20 protein-coding genes and 6 pseudogenes are annotated in these 25133 nt (G+C 70.1%); 12 read left to right on the top strand and 14 right to left on the bottom strand.

Features of this window, described 5'->3' with window-relative positions; genetic code table 11:
- Positions 1-15: 15 nt before the first annotated feature.
- The 3 genes and pseudogenes from HK415_RS03545 to HK415_RS24460 form a co-directional block, all read right to left on the bottom strand.
- Positions 16-1065 carry a lipocalin-like domain-containing protein gene (locus HK415_RS03545; RefSeq protein WP_171556800.1) on the bottom strand — a complete coding sequence of 350 codons (1050 nt, stop codon included), beginning with the start codon at positions 1063-1065 and terminating at the stop codon, positions 16-18.
- Positions 1065-3631, bottom strand: a pseudogene (locus tag HK415_RS23775) (ABC transporter permease). The gene HK415_RS03545 and the pseudogene HK415_RS23775 overlap by 1 nt, the downstream one beginning before the upstream one ends.
- A gap of 78 nt (positions 3632-3709) precedes the next feature.
- A pseudogene (locus tag HK415_RS24460) lies at positions 3710-4090 on the bottom strand (hemerythrin domain-containing protein); the annotation flags it as partial.
- A gap of 225 nt (positions 4091-4315) precedes the next feature.
- On the opposite strand from HK415_RS24460, the gene HK415_RS03560 reads away from it, so the two are divergent.
- The 3 genes from HK415_RS03560 to HK415_RS03570 are packed head-to-tail and all read left to right on the top strand — an operon-like array spanning position 4316 to position 5616.
- Positions 4316-4576, top strand: coding sequence for a hypothetical protein (locus HK415_RS03560; protein WP_171556801.1), 261 nt, complete (start codon positions 4316-4318; stop codon positions 4574-4576).
- 60 nt (positions 4577-4636) lie between these two features.
- Positions 4637-5029 (top strand): response regulator, encoded by a 393-nt coding sequence (locus HK415_RS03565; RefSeq protein ID WP_309246563.1) that lies wholly within the window; start codon positions 4637-4639, stop codon positions 5027-5029.
- Positions 5026-5616, top strand: a complete 591-nt coding sequence (locus HK415_RS03570; RefSeq protein WP_171556803.1) for a thioredoxin fold domain-containing protein — start codon at positions 5026-5028, stop codon at positions 5614-5616. The genes HK415_RS03565 and HK415_RS03570 overlap by 4 nt, the downstream gene beginning before the upstream one ends.
- Before the next feature lie 3 nt (positions 5617-5619).
- Here the strand turns inward: HK415_RS03570 and HK415_RS03575 are convergent, their stop codons facing one another.
- The gene (locus HK415_RS03575) at positions 5620-6264 is read right to left on the bottom strand and encodes an ABC transporter ATP-binding protein (RefSeq protein WP_171556804.1); all 645 of its coding nucleotides are present in this window, start codon (positions 6262-6264) and stop codon (positions 5620-5622) included.
- On the bottom strand, positions 6264-7202 hold the full coding sequence (gene miaA / locus HK415_RS03580; RefSeq protein WP_171556805.1) for a tRNA (adenosine(37)-N6)-dimethylallyltransferase MiaA: 939 nt from the start codon (positions 7200-7202) through the stop codon (positions 6264-6266). Before miaA ends, HK415_RS03575 begins: the two co-directional genes overlap by 1 nt.
- A gap of 118 nt (positions 7203-7320) precedes the next feature.
- Between miaA and HK415_RS03585 the strand changes: the two genes are divergently transcribed.
- The 3 genes from HK415_RS03585 (at position 7321) to aroD (ending at position 8866) form a co-directional block, all read left to right on the top strand.
- Positions 7321-7707: a response regulator gene (locus tag HK415_RS03585; protein ID WP_171556806.1), complete on the top strand. Its 387-nt coding sequence runs from the start codon at positions 7321-7323 to the stop codon at positions 7705-7707.
- Between the two features lie 109 nt (positions 7708-7816).
- Positions 7817-8023: a hypothetical protein gene (locus HK415_RS03590; protein WP_171556807.1), complete on the top strand. Its 207-nt coding sequence runs from the start codon at positions 7817-7819 to the stop codon at positions 8021-8023.
- 117 nt (positions 8024-8140) lie between these two features.
- Positions 8141-8866: a type I 3-dehydroquinate dehydratase gene (aroD, locus tag HK415_RS03595; protein WP_309246564.1), complete on the top strand. Its 726-nt coding sequence runs from the start codon at positions 8141-8143 to the stop codon at positions 8864-8866.
- Here the strand turns inward: aroD and HK415_RS03600 are convergent.
- Both HK415_RS03600 and mutL read right to left on the bottom strand, forming a co-directional pair.
- Entirely contained in the window at positions 8853-9698 is an 846-nt protein-coding gene (locus tag HK415_RS03600) for an alpha/beta hydrolase (protein ID WP_171556808.1), read from the bottom strand. The two genes, aroD and HK415_RS03600, sit on opposite strands and share 14 nt — an antisense overlap.
- A 67-nt stretch (positions 9699-9765) precedes the next feature.
- Positions 9766-11578: pseudogene (gene mutL, locus HK415_RS03605) on the bottom strand (DNA mismatch repair endonuclease MutL).
- Between the two features lie 32 nt (positions 11579-11610).
- On the opposite strand from mutL, the gene HK415_RS03610 reads away from it, so the two are divergent.
- On the top strand, positions 11611-12258 hold the full coding sequence (locus tag HK415_RS03610) for a DedA family protein (RefSeq protein WP_171556809.1): 648 nt from the start codon (positions 11611-11613) through the stop codon (positions 12256-12258).
- A 19-nt stretch (positions 12259-12277) separates the two neighbouring features.
- Here HK415_RS03610 and mddA read toward each other — a convergent pair whose 3' ends face one another.
- Entirely contained in the window at positions 12278-13054 is a 777-nt protein-coding gene (mddA, locus tag HK415_RS03615; protein ID WP_171556810.1) for a methanethiol S-methyltransferase, read from the bottom strand.
- 88 nt (positions 13055-13142) lie between these two features.
- Here mddA and HK415_RS03620 point away from each other — a divergent pair, with 88 nt between their 5' ends.
- Positions 13143-13865 carry a TetR/AcrR family transcriptional regulator gene (locus HK415_RS03620; protein WP_171556811.1) on the top strand — a complete coding sequence of 241 codons (723 nt, stop codon included), beginning with the start codon at positions 13143-13145 and terminating at the stop codon, positions 13863-13865.
- Positions 13866-13874: 9 nt separating this feature from the next.
- Here the strand turns inward: HK415_RS03620 and HK415_RS03625 are convergent, their stop codons facing one another.
- Positions 13875-14252, bottom strand: a complete 378-nt coding sequence (locus HK415_RS03625) for a hypothetical protein (protein WP_171556812.1) — start codon at positions 14250-14252, stop codon at positions 13875-13877.
- Positions 14253-14661: 409 nt separating this feature from the next.
- A pseudogene (locus tag HK415_RS03630) lies at positions 14662-16417 on the bottom strand (cytochrome D1 domain-containing protein).
- 204 nt (positions 16418-16621) lie between these two features.
- Between HK415_RS03630 and HK415_RS03635 the strand changes: the two are divergent.
- From HK415_RS03635 to HK415_RS03645, 3 genes and pseudogenes are all read left to right on the top strand, one after another.
- Entirely contained in the window at positions 16622-18889 is a 2268-nt protein-coding gene (locus tag HK415_RS03635) for a TonB-dependent hemoglobin/transferrin/lactoferrin family receptor (RefSeq protein WP_171556813.1), read from the top strand.
- 75 nt (positions 18890-18964) lie between these two features.
- A pseudogene (locus HK415_RS03640) lies at positions 18965-20292 on the top strand (aromatic ring-hydroxylating dioxygenase subunit alpha).
- The gene (locus tag HK415_RS03645) at positions 20289-20768 is read left to right on the top strand and encodes an aromatic-ring-hydroxylating dioxygenase subunit beta (protein WP_171556814.1); all 480 of its coding nucleotides are present in this window, start codon (positions 20289-20291) and stop codon (positions 20766-20768) included. Before HK415_RS03640 ends, HK415_RS03645 begins: the two are co-directional and overlap by 4 nt.
- Positions 20769-20850: 82 nt before the next feature.
- Here HK415_RS03645 and HK415_RS03650 read toward each other — a convergent pair whose 3' ends face one another.
- The 3 genes from HK415_RS03650 to tsaE form a co-directional block, all read right to left on the bottom strand.
- Positions 20851-21057, bottom strand: coding sequence for a YMGG-like glycine zipper-containing protein (locus tag HK415_RS03650; RefSeq protein WP_171556815.1), 207 nt, complete (start codon positions 21055-21057; stop codon positions 20851-20853).
- A gap of 195 nt (positions 21058-21252) precedes the next feature.
- The gene (locus HK415_RS03655) at positions 21253-22578 is read right to left on the bottom strand and encodes an N-acetylmuramoyl-L-alanine amidase (RefSeq protein WP_171556816.1); all 1326 of its coding nucleotides are present in this window, start codon (positions 22576-22578) and stop codon (positions 21253-21255) included.
- Positions 22575-23066, bottom strand: coding sequence for a tRNA (adenosine(37)-N6)-threonylcarbamoyltransferase complex ATPase subunit type 1 TsaE (tsaE, locus tag HK415_RS03660; protein WP_171563132.1), 492 nt, complete (start codon positions 23064-23066; stop codon positions 22575-22577). Before tsaE ends, HK415_RS03655 begins: the two co-directional genes overlap by 4 nt.
- On the opposite strand from tsaE, the pseudogene queG reads away from it, so the two are divergent.
- Positions 23049-24123 (top strand): annotated as a pseudogene (gene queG, locus HK415_RS03665) (tRNA epoxyqueuosine(34) reductase QueG). The gene tsaE and the pseudogene queG sit on opposite strands and share 18 nt — an antisense overlap.
- 72 nt (positions 24124-24195) lie before the next feature.
- Here the strand turns inward: queG and HK415_RS03670 are convergent.
- Positions 24196-25119, bottom strand: coding sequence for an AEC family transporter (locus HK415_RS03670; RefSeq protein WP_309246565.1), 924 nt, complete (start codon positions 25117-25119; stop codon positions 24196-24198).
- Positions 25120-25133 lie beyond the last annotated feature (14 nt).

Here is a 25133-nt window from a genome sequence, read left to right on the forward strand (position 1 = left end):
CGGCGCGAACGCCGCTCACATCCGCAACTTGCTCGCATACCCGGTCATCTCCAGGTACCCGCGCCCCACGCGCCGGCCGTTGCTGTCCAACAGGTCGGCGAGCCCCTCCCAGTAGATCGCGCCCGTGGACCCGCGGCTGTCCAGCTCCTGGTTGTCCACCACCGCGCGCACCGTGTAGAAATCCGCCGGCGTGCGCACGGTCCATTCCACCGGATAGGTCGCGTTCGACGCGGCACTCGTCCACTTGCGCTTGGGCCGGAACTCGGTCTCGCCCGGGCTGGCGATGTACACGTCGCCCTTGGCGCTGCGGAACGCGCCGCCATCCCACAAGGTGCTGCCGTCCTTGCGCCGGATGCGAAAGCCCATGAGCGCGCCGCCGTCGTCGAGGTTCATGCCGATCCAGTCCCAGCCCACGGCTTCCGAGGCCAGGTACTCGTCGCTCCATTCGTGGTCCATCCACGCCTTGCCGCTGACCTGGAAGTCCTTGCCCTGCAGCGACAGCTTGCCGCTCACCGCCAGCTGCGGGTGGCTGTAGTAGTAGCTGGCCTGCTTTTCCAGCGGCCCCTTGCGCGACAGGCCCTGCTTGCCTTGCAGCAGCACGGCTTGCGTCGCCGCGCAGCGCAGGTCCAGCGCGAATCCGCTGGCGGGGACCACGGCGCGCCACGCATCGCCTTCGCGCACCAGCGACCAGTCGCGCAGGCGCAAGTTCGCGTCCGTGGTCGCCGCTTCCGCGATGCCGAAGCCCGCGCGCGCGATGCGGTCGTCGTGCCAGAGCTTGCCGCCCTGCACGTCGGTGACGGCGGCATGCGCGAACAGGATCTGCCTGGCCGCGAACTGCGACTGCATGTCCTGCGTGGCGTCCACGCGGCTGCGGAAGAAGGTGACCTGGAAGCCGAACAGCCGATCGCCCGCTTGCGCCTGCCCGGTGATGTACCACCACTCCGTGCGCAGGTCGGGATGCGCGCCGTGGTCGCGCGGGAACTCCATGCGGCGCGGCGGCAGCGCCCAGGCGGCGCGCGCGAAGGCCAGCGCGGGCAGGGCGGCGATCAGGGGGCGGCGGCGCATCACCAATCTTCCTTCACCGCCAGCACCGCGTCGCGCCCGGCCGCGGCGCGGCCCGCGATCCACGCGGTCAGCGTGCCGGCCACCACCACCGCGGCGCACAGCGCGAGCAGCCGCCCCCAGGGCAGCAGCAGGTCCATCGTCCAGTGGAAGCTTTGCGGGTTCACCACGTGCACCAGCACCACCGCGACCGCGAGCCCGAGTCCCAGGCCCGCGAGCGCGCCGATGAAGGTCCAGGCCGCGCCTTCGCCCGCGACCACCGTGAGGATCTGCCGGCGCGTGAGCCCCAGGTGCGCCAGCAGGCCGAACTCCTTGCGCCGCGCCAGCACCTGGGCGCTGAAGCTGGCGGCCACGCCGAACAGGCCGATGGCTATGGCCACCGCCTGCAGCCAGTAGGTGACGGCGAAGCTGCGGTCGAAGATGCGCAGCGAGATGGCGCGCACCTGCGCGGCGGAGGCGAACTCCACGAGGTCGCGGCTGCCCGCCTCGCGCGCGACCAGTTCGCGCACACGGCCCTGCACCTCGTCGGCGGAGGATCCGGGCGCCAGCCAGAGCTGCGCGTCGTTGATGCGGCGGTCGCCCGTCAGGCGCAGGTAGTCGCGCTGGTCGATGATCACGGCGCCGGTCTGCCGCACGTAGTCGCGCCAGACGCCGGCGACCACGAAGGGGCCGGCACCGAGCGCAGGCTCCAGCACGCGCAGCGGCTCGCCGCGCCGCGCGCCGTACAGGTCCACCATCGCTTCGCTCACGTACACGGGAACGGCGCCGGCCGGCACGGGGGCCGTCGCGCCCACCAGCGGCAGCGAGCGCGACGCGTCGTCCACCGAGCGCGCCAGCAGCGTCACCGGCGGCCGCGAGGGATCGAGCAGCAGGCTGCGCACGCGCTGGGTGTTGACGCGCGCCACGCCGGGCAGTTGCGCCAGTCCCTGCACCAGCTGCGGCGTGAGGAAGGCGGTGTCGCCCGCGGCGGTGCTGCTGCTGGTGCGCACATACAGGTCGGCCGGCAGCAGCACGTCCAGCCAGTCGGCCACCGATTGCCGGAAGCTGGCCACCATCACGGTCAGCGCCACCGCCAGGCTGAGCGCCGCCACCACGCCGCTGACAGCGACGGCGGCGCTCTCGCGCACGCGCCGCGCGCGCTCCACCGCCAGCAGCGGCAGCAGGCGATGCGCCACCGCCGGCGCGATGCGGTCGTACAGCGCACCCACCGCGCCGGGCAGCACCGAGATGCCGCCCACCAGCAGCAGGCCGACCGACACATAAGCCGCCAGCGGGATGCCGGCCACCGGCGGCATCAGCGCCAGCACGAAGGCCGCGAGCAGCGCGCCCCATCCGAGCAGGTGGCGCCGGCCACGCGGCAGCGCGGTGCCCAGGCCCTTGAGCGTCTGCGCCAGCGGCAGGCGCGCGGCGCTGCGCGCGGGCAGCCAGCCGCCGGCCATGGCCGCCGCGACGCCGAGCGCGCCGTAACCGGCCGCGGCCAGCGCGCTCCATTGCAGCTTGGGCTGCACGCCGGGGAAGTAGCCGCCGCCGAGATCACCCCCAGCAGCGAGAGCGCGGCCGCGGCCAGCGCGGTGCCGAGCGCGATGCCCGCGGCGCTGCCGATCACGCCCAGCACCGCCGACTCGGCCAGCACCAGTTGCAATCGCTGTTTCGCGGTGAGCCCCAGCACGCCCAGCAGCGCGAACTGCTGCGCGCGCCGCGCGACGCTCAGCGCGAGCACGGAGAACACGAGGAAGGCGCCGGTGAACAGGGCGACCAGCGCCAGCACCGTGAGGTTGACGCGGTAGGCGCGCGACAGCTCGCTGACACGCTCGCCGGCATCGCCGGGCTCCGCAGCCTGCACGTTGGCGGGCAGCTGCAGCTCGCGCAGCCAGGCCGCGTGCGACACGCCGGGCTTCAGGCGCACGTCGATGCGCGAGAGCTGGCCGCCGCGGCCGAACAGGTCCTGCGCCGCGGCGATGTCCATCACCAGCATCGGCCCGCCACCGGCTGTGGTGGTGCCCGCGACGCGCAGCTCGCGCATCGCCAAGCCGGTCTGCAGGTTCAAGCGGCCCGCGGGCAAGAGGCGCTGCGCGGCGGGATTGAGGAACACCGCGTCGGGTGAGAGCACCGACAGGCGATCGACGCCGTCGCCGGGCACCGGCATCAGCTGCGGGGCGACGGTGGCGACCACCAGCGCATCGACACCGAGCACGCGCACGGAGCTGCGCTTGCCCTCGCGGGTGAGGGCGAGCGTCTGCAGTTCGAGGATGGGGCTGGCGGTGGCGACGCGCAGGTCGCCGGCGACGCGGCCATAGAGCGCTTCGTCCATCGCGCCCTGCGCGGCACGCAGTTCGAGGTCCGGCTGGCCGCCGGCGGAGCGCGCGGCGCTGGAGAACTCCTCCAGCGCGGACGCGTTGATCAGGTGGACCGAAAAGGCGAGGGCGACGCCCAGCATGACCGCCAGCACCGCGGTGGCGCTGCGCCAGGCGTGGTGCCGGACTTCCTGCCAGGAATAGGTCGCGAGGAGGGGGGAGCACGGCGGTATTGTGCCGCCGTGCGGGTGGATGGCCTTAGGCCATCTCCCCATCAACTCCTCCTTGCGCGCCATCAACTCGTCGCGCATCGCCACCAGGTCCAGCTTGCGGGCCGAGCGCGCCTTGGGGAACATCTCGTTGCGCTCCTCCTTCACGTGGTGGTCGATGTACTCGCCCAGCACCTTCACCTTGGCGTCGAACATCTCGTCGGCCTCGCCCATGCCCTCGATCTGCGCGATCAGGTCCTTGGCGGTCTGGTGCTCCACTTCCGCCTCGGCCAGCAGGTCGGTGTCCTTGAACACGGCGCGCAGCGCGGGATAGAAGATCTCTTCCTCGATCTGCGCATGCACGGTCAGCTCGTGGCAGATCTGGCGGGCCAGGTCCATCTTCTTCTGCCCGACGGTGCGGCCGCGCGAATTGGTGAGTTCGTCGTACTCCTTGAACATCTTCTTGACCGCCTTGTGATCGGCATCCAGCAGGTCGCAAGCGTCTTTCTCGGCACGGGTCGCCATGGGTCGTTCTCCTTGGAATAAACGTATCAGCACATGATGGACAGCCGCTGTGCCGCGCCTTGTAGGAAAACGGCGGCAGCTTTCCTTGCGCAAAACCGACGGCCGTGCGCTCCTTCTTTCCGGCTTGAAGGGGTTGGTCCGGCGGCGCGGCGCGCACTCGCCTGACGGCTGAGTCTTTCGGCCGGCCCTACCCTTCAGGCGATCGTCAGGAACGAAAGGACCCGTATGACCCGGCTGCCCACCCACACCATCGACGTCGCCAAGTCCAAGACCGACCAGGTGCAGCGCGACCTCGAGGTCGCGAGCGCCGAACTGGGACTCACCCACGGCGCGCTGGAACGGGAACTGCCGCCCGAGGCGAAGACCGGCGACGTTGCCTGGGCCATCGAGCAGAACAAGGTGCTGGAACGCAAGGTGCAGCAGGCCGCGGAGGAGCTCGAGGAGGTCACGGAACTGCTGGAACAGGCACAGTCCGCCCAACCCTGAGGGCCACCCCCGCCGCCGGACTAGAATCCGCTTCGCTGAACATACGGGAGGCAATGCCCAGTGACCGTCCGCGTATTCCTTGTCGAGGACATGAAGCACGTGCAGGAGATCGTGGCGGAACTGCTCACGAGCCTCGGTGATTTCCGCCTGGTCAAGGCCATCGGCAACGAGGCCGAAGCCGGGCTGTGGCTGAGCGAGCACGCCGGCGACTGGGACCTCACCGTCATCGACCTCGTCCTCGACCAGGGCAGCGGCATGGGCGTCGTCTCGCGGGCGCGCGAGTCGGCCGGCCGCGATGGCAGGGTGATCGTGTTCAGCGACTATGCCAGCGACGGCATCCGCAAACACTGTCTGCGGCTGGGTGCCGACGCCGTGTTCCTCAAGTCGCAGACCCGGGAATTCATGGACTACTGCTCCGAACTCGGCGGCCTCGAAGCCGCCCGCGCCTCATGAAGCGGCGCCTCGTCCTCACCGCGGCCGCTTCCGCGGCCGTGCTGGCCGCCTGCGGCAAGAAGGAAGGCGCCGGCGGCGCCGCCGGCGGCAAGGCCGCCGCCACGGTGCCGGTCTCGGTGGAGGCCATCGCCGCCGAAGGCAAGGGCTTCAACGTGGGCTCCACCATGAGCACGCGGGTGATCTACGTGTTCTTCGACACGCAGTGCCCGCACTGCGCGGTGCTGTGGGAAGCCACCAGGCCGCTGCGTCCGCAGGCCCGCTTCGTGTGGATCCCGGTGGGGCTGATCGGCGACAAGAGCGTCGCGCAAGGCGCGGCCATCGTGTCGGCGGCCGACCCGATCGCCACCATGGACGAGAACGAGAAGTCGGTGATGGCCAAGGGCGGCGGCATCGCCGCCATGGGCGTGACCGATGCGCAGAAGGACGTGGTCAAGAAGAACACGGAGCTGTTCAACCGCTTCGGTTTCAGCGGCGTGCCCACCATCGTGGGCAAGCACGCGACCACCGGCGAGATCGTCACCATCGAAGGCTCGCTGCCGGCTCCGGGCCTGGCGCAGCGCTTCGGGCTGAGCCAGCCCGGCGGCTGACGCCTAAGGCGCGATCCCGTCGCTGCGCAGGTGCAGCACGCGGTCGGCCTGCGCGGCCGCCGCGGCGGAATGCGTCACCAGCACCAGCGCGGCCCCGCTCTCGCGGGCCTGCGTGCGCAGCACGTCCAGCACCCGGCCCGCGGTCGCGGGGTCGAGGTTGCCGGTCGGTTCGTCCGCCAGCAGCAGCTTGGGGCCGTGCACCAGCGCGCGCGCGATCGCGACGCGCTGCAGCTGCCCGCCACTGAGTTCCTGCGGCAGCCGGTGGCCGAGCCCGGCCAGCCCCACCGCGTCCAGCATCGCTTCCACCCGCGCCGCATCCGGGCGCTGGAGCAGCAGCAGGGGCAGGCCCACGTTCTGCGCCACGTCCAGGTGCGGCAGCACGTGGAATGCCTGGAACACGAAGCCCAGTTTCTCCCGCCGCAGCAGGGCGCGCGCGTCGTCGCCCAGCGTCGACAGGTCGGTGCCGTCGGCGACGATGCGGCCTTCGTCCCAGACGTCCAGCCCGGCCATGCAGTTGAGCAGCGTGGACTTGCCGACGCCCGATTCGCCGACGATGGCGACGAACTCGCCGGCCGCCACCGAGAGCGACACGTCGCGGAAGACGGCCACTTCGCCGTAGCGCTTGGCCAGGCGCTGCACGTCCAGCATCAGGCGCGCACTCCCGCGGCGCGCAGCACCTGCGCCTGCGCGTCCGGCGCATCGCAGGCGATTACCTGCCGCTGCGGCAGGCCGCGCAACCAGGTGAGCTGGCGCTTGGCGAGCTGGCGGGTGGCGGCGATGCCGCGTTCGCGCACGCTGGACAGCGGCCATTGCCCCTCAAGGGCTTCCCAGGCCTGCCGGTAGCCCACGCAGCGCATGCTGGGAAGCTCCGCGTGCAGGTCGCCGCGCGCCCGCAGCGCGCGCACTTCGTCCAGGAAGCCGGCGGCCAGCATCGCGTCGAAGCGCCGTTCGATGCGTTCGTGCAGCCAGGCGCGGTCGGTGGGTTCGAGCGAGAGGAACAGGTCCGGTTGCAGCGCGGGCTCGCGGGTGGCCGCCTGGTGCACTTCGGACAGCGGCTGCCCGGTGAGCCGGTGCACCTCCAGCGCGCGCTGGATGCGCTGGGCGTCGTGGGGCGCCAGCCGTGCGGCCGTGGGCGGATCGACCTTCGCCAGCTGCGCGTGCAGCGCGGGCCAGCCGGCGTGCGCCGCTTCGCGTTCGATCTGCGCGCGCAGTCCGGCGTCGGCCGCCGGCATCTCGGCCAGCCCTTCGAACAGCGCCTTGAAATACAGCATGGTGCCGCCGGCGAGCACCACGCGCTTGCCGCGTCCGCGGATCTCGCCCACCAGGCGGCGCGCATCGGCGGCGAATTCGGCGGCGCTGTAGGCCTGCGCGGGATCGCGGATGTCGAGGAGGTGGTGCGGCACGCGCGCGCGTTCCTCGCGGGTCGGCTTGGCGGTGCCTATGTCCATCTGCCGATAGACAAGGGCCGAATCCACGCTCACGATCTCGCCATCGAGGGCCTGCGCCAGCAGGAGGGCCGCGGCGCTCTTGCCGGAGGCCGTCGGGCCGGCGAGCGCCACCAGGGCGGGCAGCGCGTCGGTGGACATCCGGTCGAGGTTAGCAGATGCGACAGCCGTGCTGCGGGTACGCAATTGGTTGCAACGCCAACCGTTCGGCAGCGTGTGCACCGAGAATGCGTAAAGTTAATTTTGGATGGAGTTCGGCGTGGAACTGAGGGTGTTCCTGGTGGAAGACCTCCAGCGCATGCGTAGTTTGCTGGCCGACCTCTTCTCGTCCATGGGTGGACTGAAGGTCGTCGGGTCGTCCAGCACCGAGGCAGAAGCGAAGCTCTGGCTCGAGGAACACGGCGGCGAATGGGATGTCGCGGTGATCGACCTGGTGCTCGACCAGGGCGCAGGCATGGAAGTGATCCGCCGCTGCAAGGCGGATCCCGGCGGTGGCAAGATCGTCGTCTTCAGCAGCTATGCGACCCCGGGCGTGCGGCAGCACTGCCTGGACCTGGGCGCGGACGCGGTGTTCGACAAGAGCGAGACCGCGGGCTTCATCTCCTGGTTCAGCGAGCTGAACGACCGCGAGAACTCCGGCCCCTGAGCCGCTGTCCCGCTGTCGGACACTTCGTACAGCAATCTCCGCGCCAGATGACAGCATCGGCCCGGCCAGCCGTTAGATTTACAGTATGAATGGAGATCGATCAGGGGGCATGCACGACGACGGCGACTCGGGCACGTGGACGAGCGAGACGCTACCCCTTTCCGTGCGCAAGGAGTTGCTGGAACGCGAGCTGAAGAAGCTCGGTTTCCGCAAGGGTGGATCCCACGAGGGCGGCAGCGCGCAACAGCAGCAGCCCCAGGGTGGCAGCAGCAGCCATCCCAGCGCCGACGGCGACGGCGCCGGCCACGGCGACTGACCTCCCTTCTTCCCGCTTCTCCCCGCTTCGTACAATTCGCCCCGCGCATCCAGCGCGGGAGCGGCACTTGCATCCACGAGCGATCATCCTGGGGGACGTCCCCTGGCCGGCGGGCGCGTGCCCGCCATCTGCGCGCCCCTGGTCGGGCGCACGCGGGCCGCGCTGGCGGCCGAAGCCGCGGCGGTGGCCGCGCGCCAGCCGGACCTGATCGAGTGGCGGGTCGATTTCTTCGAGCCGCTGGCCGACACCGGCGAAGTGCTGGCGGCGGCCGCGGCGGTGAAGCAGGCCGCCGCCGGCATCCCGATCCTGTTCACGCGCCGCGCCCAACGCGAAGGCGGCCAGCCCATCCCCTTGTCCGAATCCCGGGTCCTCGACCTCTATGCTGCCGTGGCGGCCAGCGGCACCGTGGACGCGATGGACTTCGAGATGGAGAACGCGCCGGCCGACGTGGCCCGGGTGCGCGAACTCACGCGCGCCCACGGGCTGGCGCTGGTCCTGTCCTTCCACGACTTCCAGCGCACGCCGCCCACGCCCGACCTGCAGCAGCGCTTCGCGCAGGCCCAGCGCCTGGGCGCCGACGTGGCCAAGCTGGCGGTCATGCCGCAGTCCATGGAGGACGTGCACCGGCTGCTGGGCGCCACGCTGGCGGCCAGCCAGTCGCTGACCATTCCCGTGGTCAGCATGGCGATGGGCGGGCTGGGGGCGGTCAGCCGCTTGTGCGGCGGGGTGTTCGGTTCGGCCCTGACCTTCGCGGTGGGCGCGGCGGCCTCGGCGCCGGGGCAGGTCCCGATCGACGAAGTGCGGGCCACCCTGGCCGTGCTGCAGCGCGCTACTGGAGCCTGAACAGCTGCGCCAGCGCCTCGCGGTACTGGGAGTGGCCCACCGCCATGGTGCTGAAGTGCGAGCCGCCCTCGACCAGCAGGAAATGCTTGCGCCCGGTGGCCGCCTCGTAGAGCTTGCGCCCCAGCTCGCTCTGGATCAGCGAGTCGTTGGCGCCGTGCACCACCAGCAGCGGCGACTGCAGCTTCGCCACCTTGCGGATCGATTCGAAGCGCTGCGTGATCAGCGGCCCCACCGGCAGCCAGCCCCACTTCATGGAACTGGCGACGTCCGGGATGGAGGTGAAGGTGCCTTCGACGATCACGCCCTTCTCGTCCTCGACCTTGGAGGCCAGGTCGATGGCGATCGCGCCGCCCAGCGAATGGCCGAACACGTAGCGGGCGCGCTGGGGGTACTGCTGCGCCAGCCAGTCCCAGGCCGCGCGCGCGTCCTCGTAGGCCATGTCCTCGGAAGGCAGGCCGGGGCTGGACTTGCCGAAGCCGCGGTAGTCGATGGCCAGCACGGAAAAACCGAGCTGCTGCATGCGGCGGATGCGCGGCGCCGAGCCGGTGACGTTCCAGCGGGCGCCGTGCAGGTAGAGCAGCACGGGGGCGGTGTCGGGCCGCTGGTCGGCGGGCAGCCAGAGGCCGTGCAGCTTCGCTTCCTCGCCGGTCACCTTGGAAGGGAAGGCGATCCAGATGTCCTGCATGCCCTCGGCCAGGGCCGCGCTGCCGCCCCAGCTGCGGTCGCCGGGCTGGAAGATCCACTCGCGCTGGCGCTCGTCCAGCGTGCCGCAGCCGACCGTGAGGGCGGCGGCCACGGTCACGAGGGCGGCGAACAGGTAGGGACGCTTCATGGGAAAGGCAGAGTAACGCGAATCGGTAAAGTTCGCGTGTCTGGGGCTATGCCCGGGCGTCGGGCGACTAGCGGCCGCGCAGGAACAGGGCGTCGAGCTCGCGCAGGGTGAGCTGGCGCCAGGTCGGCCGGCCGTGGTTGCACTGGTCGGAGCGCTCTGTCTCCTCCATCTGCCGCAGGAGGGCGTTCATCTCCTCCAGCGTCAGGCGCCGGTTGGCCCGCACGGCGCCGTGGCAGGCCATGGTGGCCAGCAGCTCGTTGCGGGCGCGCTCGACCACGCTGCTGGCGTCGTGCTGGGCGAGCTCCGCCAGCACGCTGCGGGCCAGTTCCACCGCATCGCCCTGCGCCAGGGTGGCCGGCACGGCGCGCACTGCGAGCGTCTTGGGCGTGAAGGGCGTGATCTGCAGGCCCAGGGTCTCCAGGGCGTCCTGGCAGGCTTCGGCGGTCGCGACTTCGGCCGGCGTGGCCGGGAAGGTGGCGGGGATCAGCAGCGGCTGGCTGCGGATGGCCTGCGCGTCCATCTGGGCCTTCAGGCGCTCATAGACGATGCGCTCGTGGGCGGCGTGCATGTCGACCACGATCAGGCCGTGGGCGTTCTCGGCGAGGATGTAGATGCCTTGCAGTTGGGCGATGGCCTTGCCGAGGGGCCAGGCTCCCTCGGGCATGGGAACCGCGGAACTCGTAGGCTGGTGGTGAGCGGAGCGAACCCCAGCATCCTCCGAGGGCGCGCCGCGCGCATCGCTGGGGTTCCTGTCGTCACCCCAGCCTACGGGTTTCCATGGCGGGCGGGACTCATGCGCGAACGCGATCCCCGGCTGCCGCCACGCGGGCTCCGCCACCGGCAGCTCCGCCTGCGCCCAGCGGCACCGCCGCCGCCCGCGGGGCCGACAGCGCCGACTCCACGGCACGGCGCACCGCCTGGTGCACCTCGCGGCTGTCGCGAAAGCGCACCTCGATCTTGGTCGGGTGCACGTTCACGTCCACCCGCGTGGGGTCGATCTCCAGCTGCAGCGCGTACACCGGCTGGCGCTGGCCGTGCAGCAGGTCCTCGTAGGCGCTGCGGGCCGCGTGCGTGATCACCTTGTCGCGCACGTAGCGGCCGTTGACGTAGGCGAACTGCCAGTCGGCGCGCGAGCGCGCTGCGTCGGGGATGCCGGCGCGGCCGGTCACGCGCAGGGGACCGGCCGTGTGGTCGATCACGACGCTGTCGGCGAGGAACTCCTCGCCCAGCACGTCGGCCAGGCGCTGGTCGCGCGAGCCGGGACGCCACTGCTCGCACAGCTTGCCTTCGTGCCAGACGGTGAAGCCGACGTCGGGCCGCGCCAGCGCATGGCGGCGCACCGCTTCCAGGCAGTGCGCCAGCTCGGTCGCATCGGTCTTGAGGAACTTGCGGCGCGCCGGCGTGCTGAAGAACAGCTCCTTCACCTCCACCGTGGTGCCGGTGGAGCGCGCGGCGGGCCGCAGTTCGCCGCTGGTGGCGTCGAGCAGGAAGGCGCTGGCCTGGCCCGCCGTGCGCGACAGCAGGTGCAGCTCGGACACCGAGGCGATGGCTGCCAGCGCCTCGCCGCGAAAGCCCATGGTGGCCACCGATTCCAGGTCGGCGAGCGAGCCGATCTTGCTGGTCGCGTGGCGCTTCAGGGCCAGCGGCAGCTGCTCGCGATCGATCCCGCCGCCGTCATCCTCCACCGAGATCAGGCGCACGCCGCCGGCCAGCAGGCGCACCGTGACCTGCGTGGCGCCGGCGTCCAGAGCGTTGTCGACCAGCTCGCGCACGACCGACGCGGGCCGCTCCACCACCTCGCCGGCCGCGATCTGGCTGACCAGCTCGTCGGGCAGTTCCCGGATCGGTCGGCGCGGGGCGGGGGAGAGCACGGCACTCATCTGTTCCATTGTAGGCAGGGATAATCGGCCCCATGGAACTCGTCTCCTTCCTCATCGACTTCATCCTGCACGTGGACAAGCACCTGGAGGCCTTCGTGACGAATTACGGCGCCTGGGTCTATGCGCTGTTGTTTCTCATCATCTTCGTGGAAACCGGCGTGGTGGTCATGCCCTTCCTGCCCGGGGACTCGCTGCTGTTCGTGGTGGGCGCGCTGTGCGGCGTGGGCCTCATGAGCTATCCGCTGTCGGTGGGCCTGCTCACCGCCGCCGCCATCATGGGCAACCAGAGCAACTACGCGATCGGCCGCTACTTCGGGCCGCGCGTGTTCCAGTGGGAGGACTCGCGGCTGTTCAACAAGCGCGCCTTCACCTCCGCCCACCTGTTCTACGAGAAGTACGGCGGCATCACCATCGTGCTGGCGCGCTTCATGCCTTTCCTGCGCACCTTCGCGCCCTTCGTGGCGGGCGTGGCGCAGATGACGCGCAGCAAGTTCACCTTCTACGACGTCACCGGCGGCGCGCTCTGGGTGGGCAGCATCGTCACCGCCGGCTATTTCTTCGGCAGCATCCCCTGGGTCAAGGAGAACCTGGACAAGATCATCTGGGCGATGATCCTGATCCCCGGCGTGATCGTGCTGGCCGGCGCCTGGCAGGCCAGGCGCAACGCCGCGCAAGCCTAGGGCCTGCGCGGCAGGGCGGTCAGCGGCCCGCGTGCAGCGGTGCCTCCGGCTGCACCGGCAGGTCGCCCTGCGCGCCCGGCAGGCCGGGGACGAAGGCCGGCGTCCTGCGGCGGTACTGCACGTAGTCCTTGCCGAGCGAGCGGACCAGGTCGCGTTCCTCGTGGTGCACGCCCACCAGGATGTAGACCGTCATGCCGGCGGCGAACAGCAGGTGCCCCACCGTCATGTGCGGCGTGAACCAGAACGCCAGCAGGAAGCCCAGCATGATCGGATGGCGGACGATCCGGTACAGCAGGGTGGTCCGGAAGGCCAGGGGCACCAGCGGGCGATCGAGCAGGTGCATCCAGCTTTGCCGCAGGCCGAACAGGTCGAAGTGGTTGATGAGGAACGTGGACAGCAGCACGGTCGCCCAGCCCAGGGCGAACAGCGACCACAGCAGGATCGCGACGCCGCCTCCCGCCTGCCACACGGTGGCGCCGAGCGGACGCCACTGCCAGAACAGCAATGCGAGCACCAGCGACGCGGCCAGCACGAAGGTGCTGCGCTCGATGGCGGGCGGCACGATGCGCGTGATGCGCCGCTTGAAGGCCGGCCGCGCCATGACGGAGTGCTGCAGGCCGAACAGGGCGATCAGCAGCAGGTCGATCGCCAGCGCGGTCGCGGTGTCGGCGCCCGGGCCGACATCCACCGAGCGCGGCACGCCCAGGTTGCCGACGAAGGCGATCAGGTAGAGGAACACGGCCAGGAACAGGCCATAGGCTCCGAGGCTGTAGAGGAACATCGCTGCGCGGGCCATGGGGGACTCCCTTGCGTGAATTGAACGGACGTTTAAATTAATCCTCCCGGACCGCCACGTCAAATCCCATGAACAAAGGGTGGTTGCCTTGCTGCCGGCTTGCCAGTACCATCAAAACGTTATACATGCGTTCAACTGCCACCCCTCCCATCCCGGCTGCCGACACGGCCCCGCGCGCGGCGACACCAAGGCGCGCATCCTCGAGGCGGCCTACCAGCGGCTGGCGCGCGAGGGCTACGCCGCCCTGAGCGTGCGCGAGATCGCGCGCGACGCCGGCGTGAACTTCGCGCTCATCAACTATCACTTCGCCAGCAAGGACAAGCTGGTGCTGGCCGTGCTGGACGAGGCGAACCGGCGGCTGCTGGAGCGCCAGCAACGCATGTACCGCTCCGGCGGCGGCTACGCGGAGAAGTGGGCGCAGGCGCGGCGCTTCTACGAGAACGACCTGGCTTCCGGCTTCGTGCGCGTGCTGATGGAGCTCTATGCGGCCAGCATGTCCAACCCCTCGCTGCGCGAGGAGTTCCGCCCGCGCATCAACGCCTGGTTCGACGTGATCGGGCAGGTGGTGCGCGAAGCGGTGGCGGAGTACCGCCTGGACCTGCCAGTGCCGCCGGAGGTGATCGGCTGCTGGATCAGCAATTTCTGGATGGGGATGGAGCTGGCCATGCTGGCCGGCACCGGCGATGCGAAGCTGCACCTGCAGTCGCTGGACGCCATGGAGGCGATCCTGCGCAAGCTCGATGACGCGCACCGACCGGCGCCTGCCAGGCGCGCCGTGAAGCCGCGCAAGCCGGCCACCCGGCCGTCCTGAGCCGCGGCCTCAGCAGCCCGCGACGCACTCCAGCGTGGAGCGATCGATGACGACGGTCGCCTCGCCGCCGGCCCGTTCCACCACGACGCTGAGGGTTGCCGCCGCGGTGTCCGCGCGCACCGAGCGCACGGCGCCGATGGCGAAGGTGCGCAGCACCCGGGCTGCCGTGGCATCGACCACCTGCAGTCCCTGGTCACCGCCGACGGCGAGCAGCTCGCTGCCGTCCCGCGCGAACAGCGCCGTGGTCCCGGTGGAGGGCCGCCCTTCGATCGCGGTGCGGGCGATGCGCCGGCGCACGTCCAGGTGCACGAGGTCCAGCCAGGCGCCGCCGCCTGCCCGCGCCGTGGTGGCCAGCACGTGCCGGCCGCCGCCCGCGATGGCCAGCACCGCCAGCGGCGCTGCCAGCGGGTGCGCCGCACGCCGAGGAAGCCGCTGCGCGCGATGCCTTCGCCCATGCGGTAGTCGTGCACCAGGCCGTCGAAGATCGGCTCGGCCTGCAGGTCGTAGGAGATCTCCCAGAGTTCCGGCAGCGTGGTGAAGCTCACCAGGAAGCTGCGGCGCGCCGGGTTGTCGCGCACCTCGGCCACCTCCGAGACGGTGCGGCCATCCAGGCTGGAAGCCTGCCAGGTGCGTGCCCTCTCCAGGGTGGCGTCGTACAGCACCAGGGTGGTGGGCTCGGGAGCAGCCAGCAGCCAGCGGCCGTCGCTGGAGACGGCCGCCGTGCTGCCGGTGGCCGCCCCCGCCGGCGCAAGGCAGGCGAGGGCGAGCAGGGCAGCGAGGAAGCGCCGCCTGTCCGTCAGTACACGTCCTTCTGCGTGTTGTACACGTTGAAGTGGCCGGTGGGCGTGATCAGGCGCGGGTCCTTGATCACGGTCTTGAGCTTCAGGGTCTTGTCGTCCACCACGACCAGGGCCGAGGCCTTGTCCTTGGCCGACCACACCGAGAACCAGACCTCGTCGCCGGCCTTGTTGAACTCCGGTTGCACGACGCGCTTGGCGCCGCCGTCGTTGGGCAGCCCGGCCCATTCGGCGATCGGCAGCACGGTGTAGCCCTTGTCCAGGTTGTTGATGTCGTACACCACCACGGACTGCGAGATCTTCGGGTCCGGGTTCAGCGGTGCGTCCGAGTACAGGTGCCTGGACTTCGGGTGGCTCTTGATGAACAGCGCGCCGCCACCGGGGCCCTTGAGGCTCTGCACCATCTTGAAGGCCGTGGCCTTGCGCTTCGGGTCGGTGGCGATCAGCGCGATGCTCTCGTCGCCCAGGTGGCCGGTGGCCCAGACGGGACCGTACTTCGGGTGGATGAAGTTGGCGCCGCGGCCCGGGTGCGGGATCTTGCCCACGTCCACGATCGCCTGCAGCTTGCTGTCCTTGGCGTCGATCACGCCGATCTTGTTGCTGTTGTTGGCGGCGACCATGAAGTAGCGCTTGCTGGAGTCCCAACCGCCGTCATGCAGGAAGCGGGCGGAACCGAGCTCGGTCACCTTCATCGCGTCGATGTTGCTGTAGTCCACCAGCAGGGTCTTGCCCGTCTCCTTGACGTTGACGATGAATTCGGGCTTGTAGTGCGAGGCGACGATCGAGGCCACCCGCGGCTCCGGGTGGTACTCCTGCGTGTCCACGGTCATGCCGCGGGTGGAGACGATCTTCAGCGGCTCCAGCGTGTCGCCCTTCATCACCACGAACTGGGGGCGGCCAGTAGGCGCCGGCGATCGCCAGCTTGTCGGTGAAGTCGCCCTCCTTGCCCTTGTACTTGGAGGTGTCCACCGAGCGGGCTTCCAGGCCGATGCGGATCTCGGCCACGTTGTCCGGCGTGGGCAGCCACAGGTCGATCATGTTGACCTTGCCGTCGCGGCCGATCACGAACAGGTAGCGGCCCGAGGCCGACATGCGCGAGATGTGCACCGCGTAGCCGGTCTTGACGATGTTGATGATCTTCTTGGTGTCGCCGTCGACCAGCGCCACCTCGCCCGTGTCGCGCAGCGTGGTGGAGAAGATGTTCTCGATGTTGTAGTTGTTCATCTTCCGCTTCGGGCGGTCCTTGGGCGCGACGATGACCTTCCAGGACTTCTTCATGTCGGCCATGCCCCACTCGGGCGGCTGCGGCGGCTCGTGCTGGATGTAGCGCGCCATCAGGTCCACTTCCTTGGCGGTCATCTCGCCGGAGGTCTCCCAGTTCGGCATGCCCGCGGGGGAGCCGTAGGAGATGAAGACCTTCAGGTAGTCGGTGCCCTTGGCGGTGGTGAGGTCCGGCGTCAGCGGCTTGCCGGTGGCGCCCTTGCGCAGCACGCCGTGGCAGCCGGCGCAGCGCTCGAAGTAGATCTTGCGGCCCACCTCGAACTCCGCCATGGTCATCGGCGGTGCCTTCGGGTTGGTGCTCTGGACCATGGGCTCGGCGGCCAGCGGCGAGGGCGCGCCCTGGTAGCCCACCTCGGGCGGCGTCAGGGTCTTGTGCTGCTGCTGTGCCGGGGCCGGTGCCTGCGCGAAGGCGGTACCGAAGGCGGACAGGACCAGTGCAGCCAGGGTGGCCGTTCTTCTCGTTCGCGTTCTCATCTGATCTCCTGTGCGTTCTCACGCAACGATCCGGCACGCGTGCCGTGGGCGCTCCCCGCCGCCCTCCTCGGCGACCGGGGAGCGAGTTCATATTCCCAAAACTGGAATCGCATGGGATTGCGTTGGCTCAAATGAATGCGTCGGTGCGATGGAATAGGCGCGGCGGTCCGCCCGAATAATCGGCCAGCAGACTTCGCCGAGCACATGCAAGAACTCCAACGATTTCCCCCGCGCGCACGGCCTGTCGCGCTCGTAACATCCCTCCTGTGCCTGCTGGCTTCCGGCGTTGCGGCGCAGCCCATCGCCACCTTGCGCGAAGTGGTGGTCAGCGGCAGCCGCAGCGAGCAGTTCAGCGACGAACTGCCCGTGTCCACCGACGTCGTCGGCGAGCGCGCAATCGAGCGGCAGCAGATCCAGGACATCCGCGACCTCGCGCGCGACCTGCCCAACGTCACGGTGCGGCATGCGCCCTCGCGCTTCGCGGTGACCGGGCCCGCCAACAGCACCGGCCGCGACGGCAACGCCGGCTTCAACATCCGCGGGCTGGGCGGCAACCGCGTGCTGATGATGGTGGACGGCATCCGGCTGCCGCGCAGCTATGCCTTCGGCGGCAACGCCTTCGGCCGCGACTCGCTCTCGCTGGACCTGGTCAAGCGCGTGGAGCTGGTGCGCGGCGCCGGCTCGGCGCTGTACGGATCGGACGCGATGGGCGGCCTGGTGCACTTCATCACCTACGAGCCGGCCGACTTCCTGGCCATGCCCGACGGAACGCGCAAGGCGATCGGCGGGCGCGTCGCCGCCGGCTGGAGCGGCGACGACAACGGCCGCAGCCTCGCGGGCACCGTCGCGGCGCGCGCCGGCGACAGCGCCGAATGGATGCTGACCGCCTCGGCGCGGCGCGCGCATGCGCTGGAGAACCAGGGCACGATCGGCACGCCCGACGTGAACCGCACCACCCCCAATCCGCAGGAGGACCGCGACGACGCGCTGCTGGCGAAGGTGGTGCTGCGGCCCACGGGCGCGCAGCGCCACGTCCTGGCCTTCGAGCGGGTGGAGCGCCAGTCCGAGGTGAACCTGCTGTCCAGCCGCGCGGTGCGGCCGCTGACCGGTAACGCAACGACCATTGCATCGGCCGTGCTGGACGAGCGCGGCTCCATGGACATGGTGCGCAACCGGCTGACCTGGGACGGGCGCTGGCGCATCGACACGCTGCTGGCCGACCAGGTGCAGGCGGTGATCGGCCTGCAGGATGCCGCCTCGCGCCAGCTCGGCTCCAGCGACCTCAACACGCGGCCCGACCGCTTCCGCGACGTGCGCTACGAAGAGCGCACCTGGCAGGCGGGCCTGCAGGCGCAGCGCAGTTCGGCGCTGGGCGCGGGCTGGGGGCGCACCGTCACCTATGGCGTGGACTTCACGCGCGCCAAGATCACCAACCTGTACACCGGCATCAACTCGCTGCCGCCGGAGGTGTTCCCGCTCAAGCGCTTCCCCGACACGCGCGAGACCACCGCTGCCCTGTACGGGCAGGCCGAATGGGCGTCGGACCGCTGGAGCGTCGTGCCGGGACTGCGCTACGACCGCTTCGAGCTGGACGTGCTGTCTCAGGACCTGTTCTTCCCGCCCGCGGCGCGGCCGGCGCGCTCGCTGTCGGGATCGGCGCTGTCGCCCAAGCTGGGCGTGCTGTACCGCGCCACGCCGGCCTGGAGCGTGTTCGGCAGCTACGCCGGCGGCTTCCGCGCGCCCAACGCGAACCAGATCAACGGCTATTACGAGAACGCCGCGGAGTTCGTGCAGGTCGTGCCCAACCCCGACCTGCAGCCGGAGAAGAGCCGCACGCTGGAGCTGGGCCTGCGCGGACGCCTGCCCGGCTTCGAACTCGATGCGGCGGTGTTCACCGGCCACTTCTCCAACCTGATCGTGGACAACGTGCTGCTCTCGGGCACCGGCGTCGCCGGCGATCCCAAGCTGTTCCAGACCCGCAACATCGAACGCGCGCGCATCCACGGTTTCGAGCTCAAGGGCCACGCCGGCCTGGGCAACGCGCTCGGCGGCGCCTGGATCACGCACTTCGCCTATGGCCAGGCGCGCGGCACCAACAGCACGACCGGCCGTCCGCTCAACTCGATCGATCCGGCGCAGGCCAGCCTGGGGCTGGAGTACCGCCGCGCCAGCTGGGACCTGCGGCTGGATGCGCGCCACCGCGAGGCCAAGCCGGCCGAGGACATCGACAGCGGCGGCCTGGTGAAGCCGCCCAACACGCAGTTCACCGTGCCAGCGTCCACCACCTTCGACCTGTCGGCGCAGTGGCGCATCCGCCCCGGCCTGCGCCTGACCGGCTCGGTGGTGAACCTCACGGACCGCAAGTACTGGGTGTGGGCGGACGTGCAGGGGCTGGCGGCATCGACGCGTGTAGCCGATGCTTACACGCAGCCGGGCCGGCACCTCAAGATCTCGCTGGTCGCCGACTTCTGAAGCAGGCCGGCCCCCGCGGGCCGGCCCGCCGGACCGGATTGCCAGGCATGCAATGATTGGCGGCAGGAGACCGCCATGAACGCCCCCGAAACCCTGTCGCGCTGGCCAGGCGCCGGCGCCAGCCGCGTGCCTTTCTGGGCCTATACCGACCGCCGCTGTACGCCAAGGAGCTGGAGAGGATCTTCTACGGCCCGCACTGGTGCTACGTCGGCCTGGACATCGAGGTCCCCAACATCGGCGACTACCGGCTCACGTGGGTGGGAGAGCGGCAGGTGATCATGGTGCGCGATCGCGTCGCGCCCAAGGACCGCGGCAGCGACCACGGCATCCGCGTGGTGGAAAACCGCTGCGCCCACCGCGGCGTGCGTTTCTGCCAGCAGCCGCAGGGCAGCGCGCGCAGCTTCGTCTGCCCCTACCACCAGTGGACCTACAAGCTCAATGGCGACCTCGCCGGCCTGCCGTTCAAGGACGGCGTGCAGGCCACCGACGAACAGGGCCAGCCTTGCGTGAACGGCGGCATGCCGGCCGGCTTCGACCTGAAGGACCATGGCCTGACCAAGCTGCGGGTCGCGGTGCTGCATGGGCTGGTGTTCGCCACCTTCAGCGAGGACGCCGAGCCCATCGAGCAGTACCTCGGCCCCGCGGTCATGCCCTGGCTGGAGCGCATCTTCCAGGACCGCCAGCTCACGCTGCTGGGCTACAACCGCCAGCGCATCCCGGGCAACTGGAAGCTGATGATGGAGAACATCAAGGACCCCTACCACCCGGGACTGCTGCACACCTGGTTCGTCACCTTCGGCCTGTGGCGCGCCGACCAGAAGAGCCGCATGGTGATGGACGGCCACGGCCGGCACGCGGTGATGATCTCGCGCCGCAACGAAGGCGGCGAGAACAAGGCGGTGACGCAGGGCGTGACCAGCTTCAAGGCCGGCATGGCGCTGAACGACACGCGCCTGCTCGACGTGGTGCCGGAACCCTGGTGGAAGATCGCCGACCCCTCCAACCCCGGCACCGAGATCACGCCGACGGTCACCATGCTCACGCTGTTCCCGAGCGTGATCATCCAGCAGCAGGTGAACTCGCTGTCCACCCGGCACATCGTGCCGCGCGGCGAGGGCGAGTTCGATTTCGTCTGGACGCACTTCGGCTTCGCCGACGACAGCGAGGAGGAGATGCAGCGGCGCCGGCTGCGGCAGGCCAACCTGTTCGGCCCCGCCGGCTTCGTGAGCGCCGACGACGGCGAGGTGATCCAGTTCAGCCAGGAGGGCTTTCGCCAGTGGGGCGAGGAGGGCGAGACGCTGTGCGAGCTGGGCGGCACGGACACGCAGGGCACCGAGCACATGGTGACCGAGACGCTGATCCGCAGCATGTACGCCTACTGGCGCAAGGTGATGGGCGTATGAACGAGCGCCTGCTGCTGCAGCTGGAGATCGACCAGCTCAATGCCGCCTATGCCGCCGCGCTGGACGAGCGCCGCTTCGACGACTGGCCGCGCTTCTTCCTGGAGGACGGCCGCTACACCGTGCAGGCGCGCGAGAACTTCGACCGCAAGCTGCCGCTGGCGCTGATCGCGCTGGAGAGCCAGGGGATGATGAAGGACCGCGTGTACGGCATCACGCAGACGATCTACCACGGGCCCTACTACACGCGGCACGTGCTGAGCCCCCGCGCGCAGCTGCTGGGGGAGGAGGGCGGCCGCATCCGCGCGCAGGCCCACTACGCGGTGTTCCGCACCCGGCCCGGCGACGCCAGCGAGGTCTACAACGTGGGGCGCTACATCGACGAGATCGTGCGCACGCCCGACGGCCTGAAGTTCGCGAGCCGCAGCTGCGTGTACGACAGCGAGATGGTGCTCAACTCGCTGATCTACCCGATCTGAAAAACGAAAGAGGGCACGGGAGACCCCGGGCCCTCTTCGTCGGTTCGGAAGGCGATGGCCTCAGGCCACGCCTCGAGCCCGATCAGCGCTTGGCAGCCTGGTTGCCCAGGTAGGCACCGGCGCCGGCGCCCAGGATCGTGGCACCCGTGCCACCCACCGCGCTACCGACCAGGCCGCCGACGACGGCGCCGCCCACGGTACCCACGGTCGTGCGGTCCATGGTGGCGCAGCCACCCAGGCCCAGCAGGGAAATCGACGTCACGACAGCAGCAATGAATTTCGTCTTCATGAGGATCACCTTCCAATCGAATTATTCGAACACCGCTCGAGGCGCGGCAACCTGTGCGAATAACTCTAAGGACTCACCGCATGCGGAACTGTAGGAACCGCTCCACCCCCGTGTCGTCGTGCGGCACCGGCCTTTGCAGGGGAGCGGATCAGTGGCTGAGGCAGGATGGGCGCGGTCCTGGCCCAGCCGGGAGGATCAGAGCGGGCGGCTGCGCGCCAGCGGCGGGTTCTTCGCGAAATAGCGCTCGATACCGCGCATGAGCGCGTCGGCCAGCTGCTCCTGGTAGTCGCCGCTGCGCAGCTTGGCTTCTTCTTCCGGGTTGCTGATGAACGCCGTTTCCACCAGCACGCTGGGGATGTCCGGCGCCTTCAGCACGGCGAAGCCCGCCTGCTCCACCTGCGCCTTGTGCAGGCGGCCGACGTTGCCGATCTCGCCCAGCAGCGCGCTTCCGAGCTTGAGGCTGTCGTTGATCTGCGCGGTGGTGCTCATGTCCAGCAGCGCGCGCTTGACGTGCATGTCGTGCGTCTTGATGTTCAGGCCGCCGATCAGGTCCGCCTTGTTCTCCTTGTCCGCCATCCAGCGCGCGGCGGTGCTCGACGCGCCGTTCTGGCTCAAGGCGAACACGCTGGCGCCGCGCGCGGTGGGCGTCATCCAGGCGTCGGCGTGGATGCTCACGAACAGGTCGGCCTGCACGCGCCGCGCCTTGTCCACGCGCACGTGCAGGGGCACGAAGAAGTCGGCATCGCGGGTGAGGAAGGCACGCATCGGGCTGCCCTTGACGCTGGTGGCGTTGATGCGCTCGCGCAGCATGTGGGCGATGCGCAGCACCACGTCCTTCTCGCGCGTGCCGCCGGGGCCGACGGCGCCGGGGTCCTCGCCGCCGTGCCCGGGGTCGAGCGCGACGATGATCAGGCGGTCGGTCTTGGCCATGGACAGCGCAGGCCGGGCCACTTCGGAGGCTTGCACGCGGGTGGTGCGCTGCGTCTGCTGCGCGATCAGCTCGCCCAGCGGGTCGTTCGTGACCTGCGACGGCGGCTCGGGCGCGGTCACCAGCGGCCTGTCCTTTTCCTTCAGGCGCTCGGCGATCAGGGCCGCCAGCGGGTCGGCCGCCTTGGGCGGGAAGAAGTCCACCACCAGCCGGTGCTTGTACGCGGCCACGGGCGGCAAGTTGAACAGCTGCGGCAGGGTGGACTGCTTCAGGTCCACCTGCAGGCGTACCGTGTTGGCCGCGTGCTGCATGACGCGGATGCCGGCAATGTAGGGGTCGTCGGCGCGCACCTTGGCGACCAGTTCGCGCAGCGTGGGGTCGAGCGCGATGCCCTCGATGTCCAGCGCCAGGCGCTGGGGCGAGTGCACCAGCTTGCTGGTGAGGAGGCCATCGGACTCGATGGTCAGGCGCGTGTACTCAGGCGCCGGCCACAGTCGCACGGCGACGATGGTGGCGCCGCGCGCGATCTGGTGCGCGCCCAGCAGCAGTACCACGCTGCCTGCCTGGAGGATATTGCGGCGTTTCAGGCTCATGACAGCAGCTCCGACCCGCGCGCCGTGTTGGCCTGCAGCCGGACGTGTCGGCGCCCATCGTCGGCCAGGGTGAGGTGGATGTCGAGGTCGGCCACCGGCAGCATGGCCGCGGCCTTCTCGGGCCATTCGGCGACCTTCAGGCCGGCGCCGGCGAACACGTCGCGAAAGCCCGCGTCCTCCCATTCGCGCGGGTCGTCGAAGCGGTAGAAGTCGAAGTGCCAGGCGGCCAGGCCCGGGAGTTCGTAGGGTTCCACCACCGCATAGGTGGGCGACTTGATGCGGCCCTGCGCGCCCAGCGCGCGCAGCAGGTGACGCACCAGCGTGGTCTTGCCGGCACCCAGTTCGCCGTGCAGCGCGATGAAGGCGTCGGCGATCGCCGGGTGGCGCGCGAGCCGCTCGGCGAACACGCGCGTGTCCTCCTCACCCTCCCACACGAGGGGTCGGGAGGCGCTTCCTACAATCGGCGCGTGATGAACGACGGCAGTCAGGGCGATGGTCCTTTGCGGGTGCACGATATCCGGGACTGGGCCCGCGCGCTCGGATTTTCCCAAATTGGCGTGACCGGCGTGGACCTTTCTGCGGCCGAACCCGGTCTGCTCGCCTGGCTTGCCAACGGTTTTCACGGCGAGATGGCCTACATGGAAGCCCACGGTGTGCGCCGCGCGCGCCCCGCGGAACTGGTGCCGGGCACCACCTCCGTGATTACCGCACGCATGGATTACCTCCCCGCCACACCCGAGGGCTGGCAGGAGGTGGAGTTCGCGCGTCTGGAGCGGCCCGCCGAGGGCGTGGTCTCGCTTTACGCACGGGGACGCGACTATCACAAGGTGTTGCGTTCGCGCCTGCAGAAACTGGCCGAGCGCATCGCGGCGGCGGTCGGGCCCTTCGGCCATCGCGTCTTTACAGACTCGGCGCCGGTGCTGGAGGTGGAACTCGCCGCGCGCAGCGGCCAGGGGTGGCGGGGGCGCCACACGCTGGTGCTGAACCGCGAGGGCGGCTCCATGTTCTTCCTGGGCGAGATCTACGTGGACCTGGCGCTGCCCGCCACCGAGCCGACCGGCGACCACTGCGGGACCTGCCGCGCCTGCCTGGACATCTGCCCGACCGGCGCCATCGTCGCCCCCTACCGGCTCGACGCCCGCCGCTGCATCTCCTACCTGACCATCGAGCACGCCGGGCCCATCCCGGTGGAACTGCGGCCCCTCATGGGCAACCGCATCTACGGCTGCGACGACTGCCAGCTGGTGTGCCCCTGGAACAAGTTCGCGCAGGCGGCGACGCTACCGGACTTCGCGCCGCGCGAAGGGCTGGTCGGCCAGCCGCTGGTGGCCCTGTTCGCGTGGAGCGAGGAGGAGTTCCTGCGCTTCACCGAGGGCAGCCCGATCCGGCGCATCGGCCATGAGAGGTGGCTGCGCAACATCGCGGTGGCGATGGGGAATGCGCTGCGGCGGGGGAGGACGGGGGATCCGGGAAGCCTTGCAGTCACGGGCGGACCATCCGAGTGATTTGGTGCGCGAACACGTGGCCTGGGCACTCTCCTCATAGGCTGGGGTGACGCAGGAACCCCAGCTTGCTGGCGGCGCCCGATCGCTGGGGTTCGCTACGCTCACCACCAGCCTACGCGGAGACCACGAGCCCCCGCAAGAACCCCAACGCGAACGGCAAGCTCGCCAAGCCCAGCAGCGTCGACAAGGTCACCAGCCCCGCCACGTAGGCCCCGTTGTAGCCCATCCGCGAGGCCAGCACATAGCAGCTGGACGCCGTCGGCAGCGCCGAGAACGCCAGCAGCACCGTGGCCTGCGCCGCATCCAGACTGAAGGCCCAGGCCAGGCCGGCGGCCACCAGCGGCAGCAGCAGGTGCCGGATCGCCAGCACCCCCGTGGTCAGCGCCTTCTGCTGCGCCAGGTGCGCCAGCCGCATGCCGGCGCCGGCCGCCATCAGTCCCAGCGGGATCGAGGCGCCGCCGACCCGGGAGACCGTGGGCTCCAGCCACACCGGCACGCGGAAGCCGGCGAAGTTGGCGGCCAGGCCCAGCGCCGTGGCGATGATCAGAGGATTGCGCACCAGCGCGCGCAGGAAGCCGGTGTCGGAATGGCGGGCCATCGGCCACACCGCGCCCACGTTGAACAGCGGCACGCACACCCCGATCAGCACCGCGATCAGCAGCAGGCCCTGCGTGCCCGCCACCCGCTCCGACAGGGCCAGGGCGATGTAGGAGTTGAAGCGGAAGGCGACCTGCGCGGCGCCGGCGTGCTCGCGCCGGTCGATGTGGCGGCCCAGGCCCGGGAGGTGCGGCAGCAGGTAGGACAGGCCGATGCCGCTGAGCCCCAGCAGCAGGCCGGCGCCGATCAGGCTGGACGTGGCCCCCAGGTCCAGCGGGCTGCGCACGATGGACTGGAACAGCAGGACCGGGAACAGGAAGAAATAGACCAGGCTTTCCACCTGCTCCCAGACCGTGCGGTTCAAGGCGGTGTAGCGGCAGACCAGGTAGCCAAGCAGGATGAGCGCGAAGTCGGGCAGGAGCAGCTGGAGAAAATTCACGGGAGGCAGGATAG

This window comes from Ramlibacter montanisoli, from assembly GCF_013087525.1.
GTDB lineage: Bacteria > Pseudomonadota > Gammaproteobacteria > Burkholderiales > Burkholderiaceae_C > Ramlibacter > Ramlibacter montanisoli.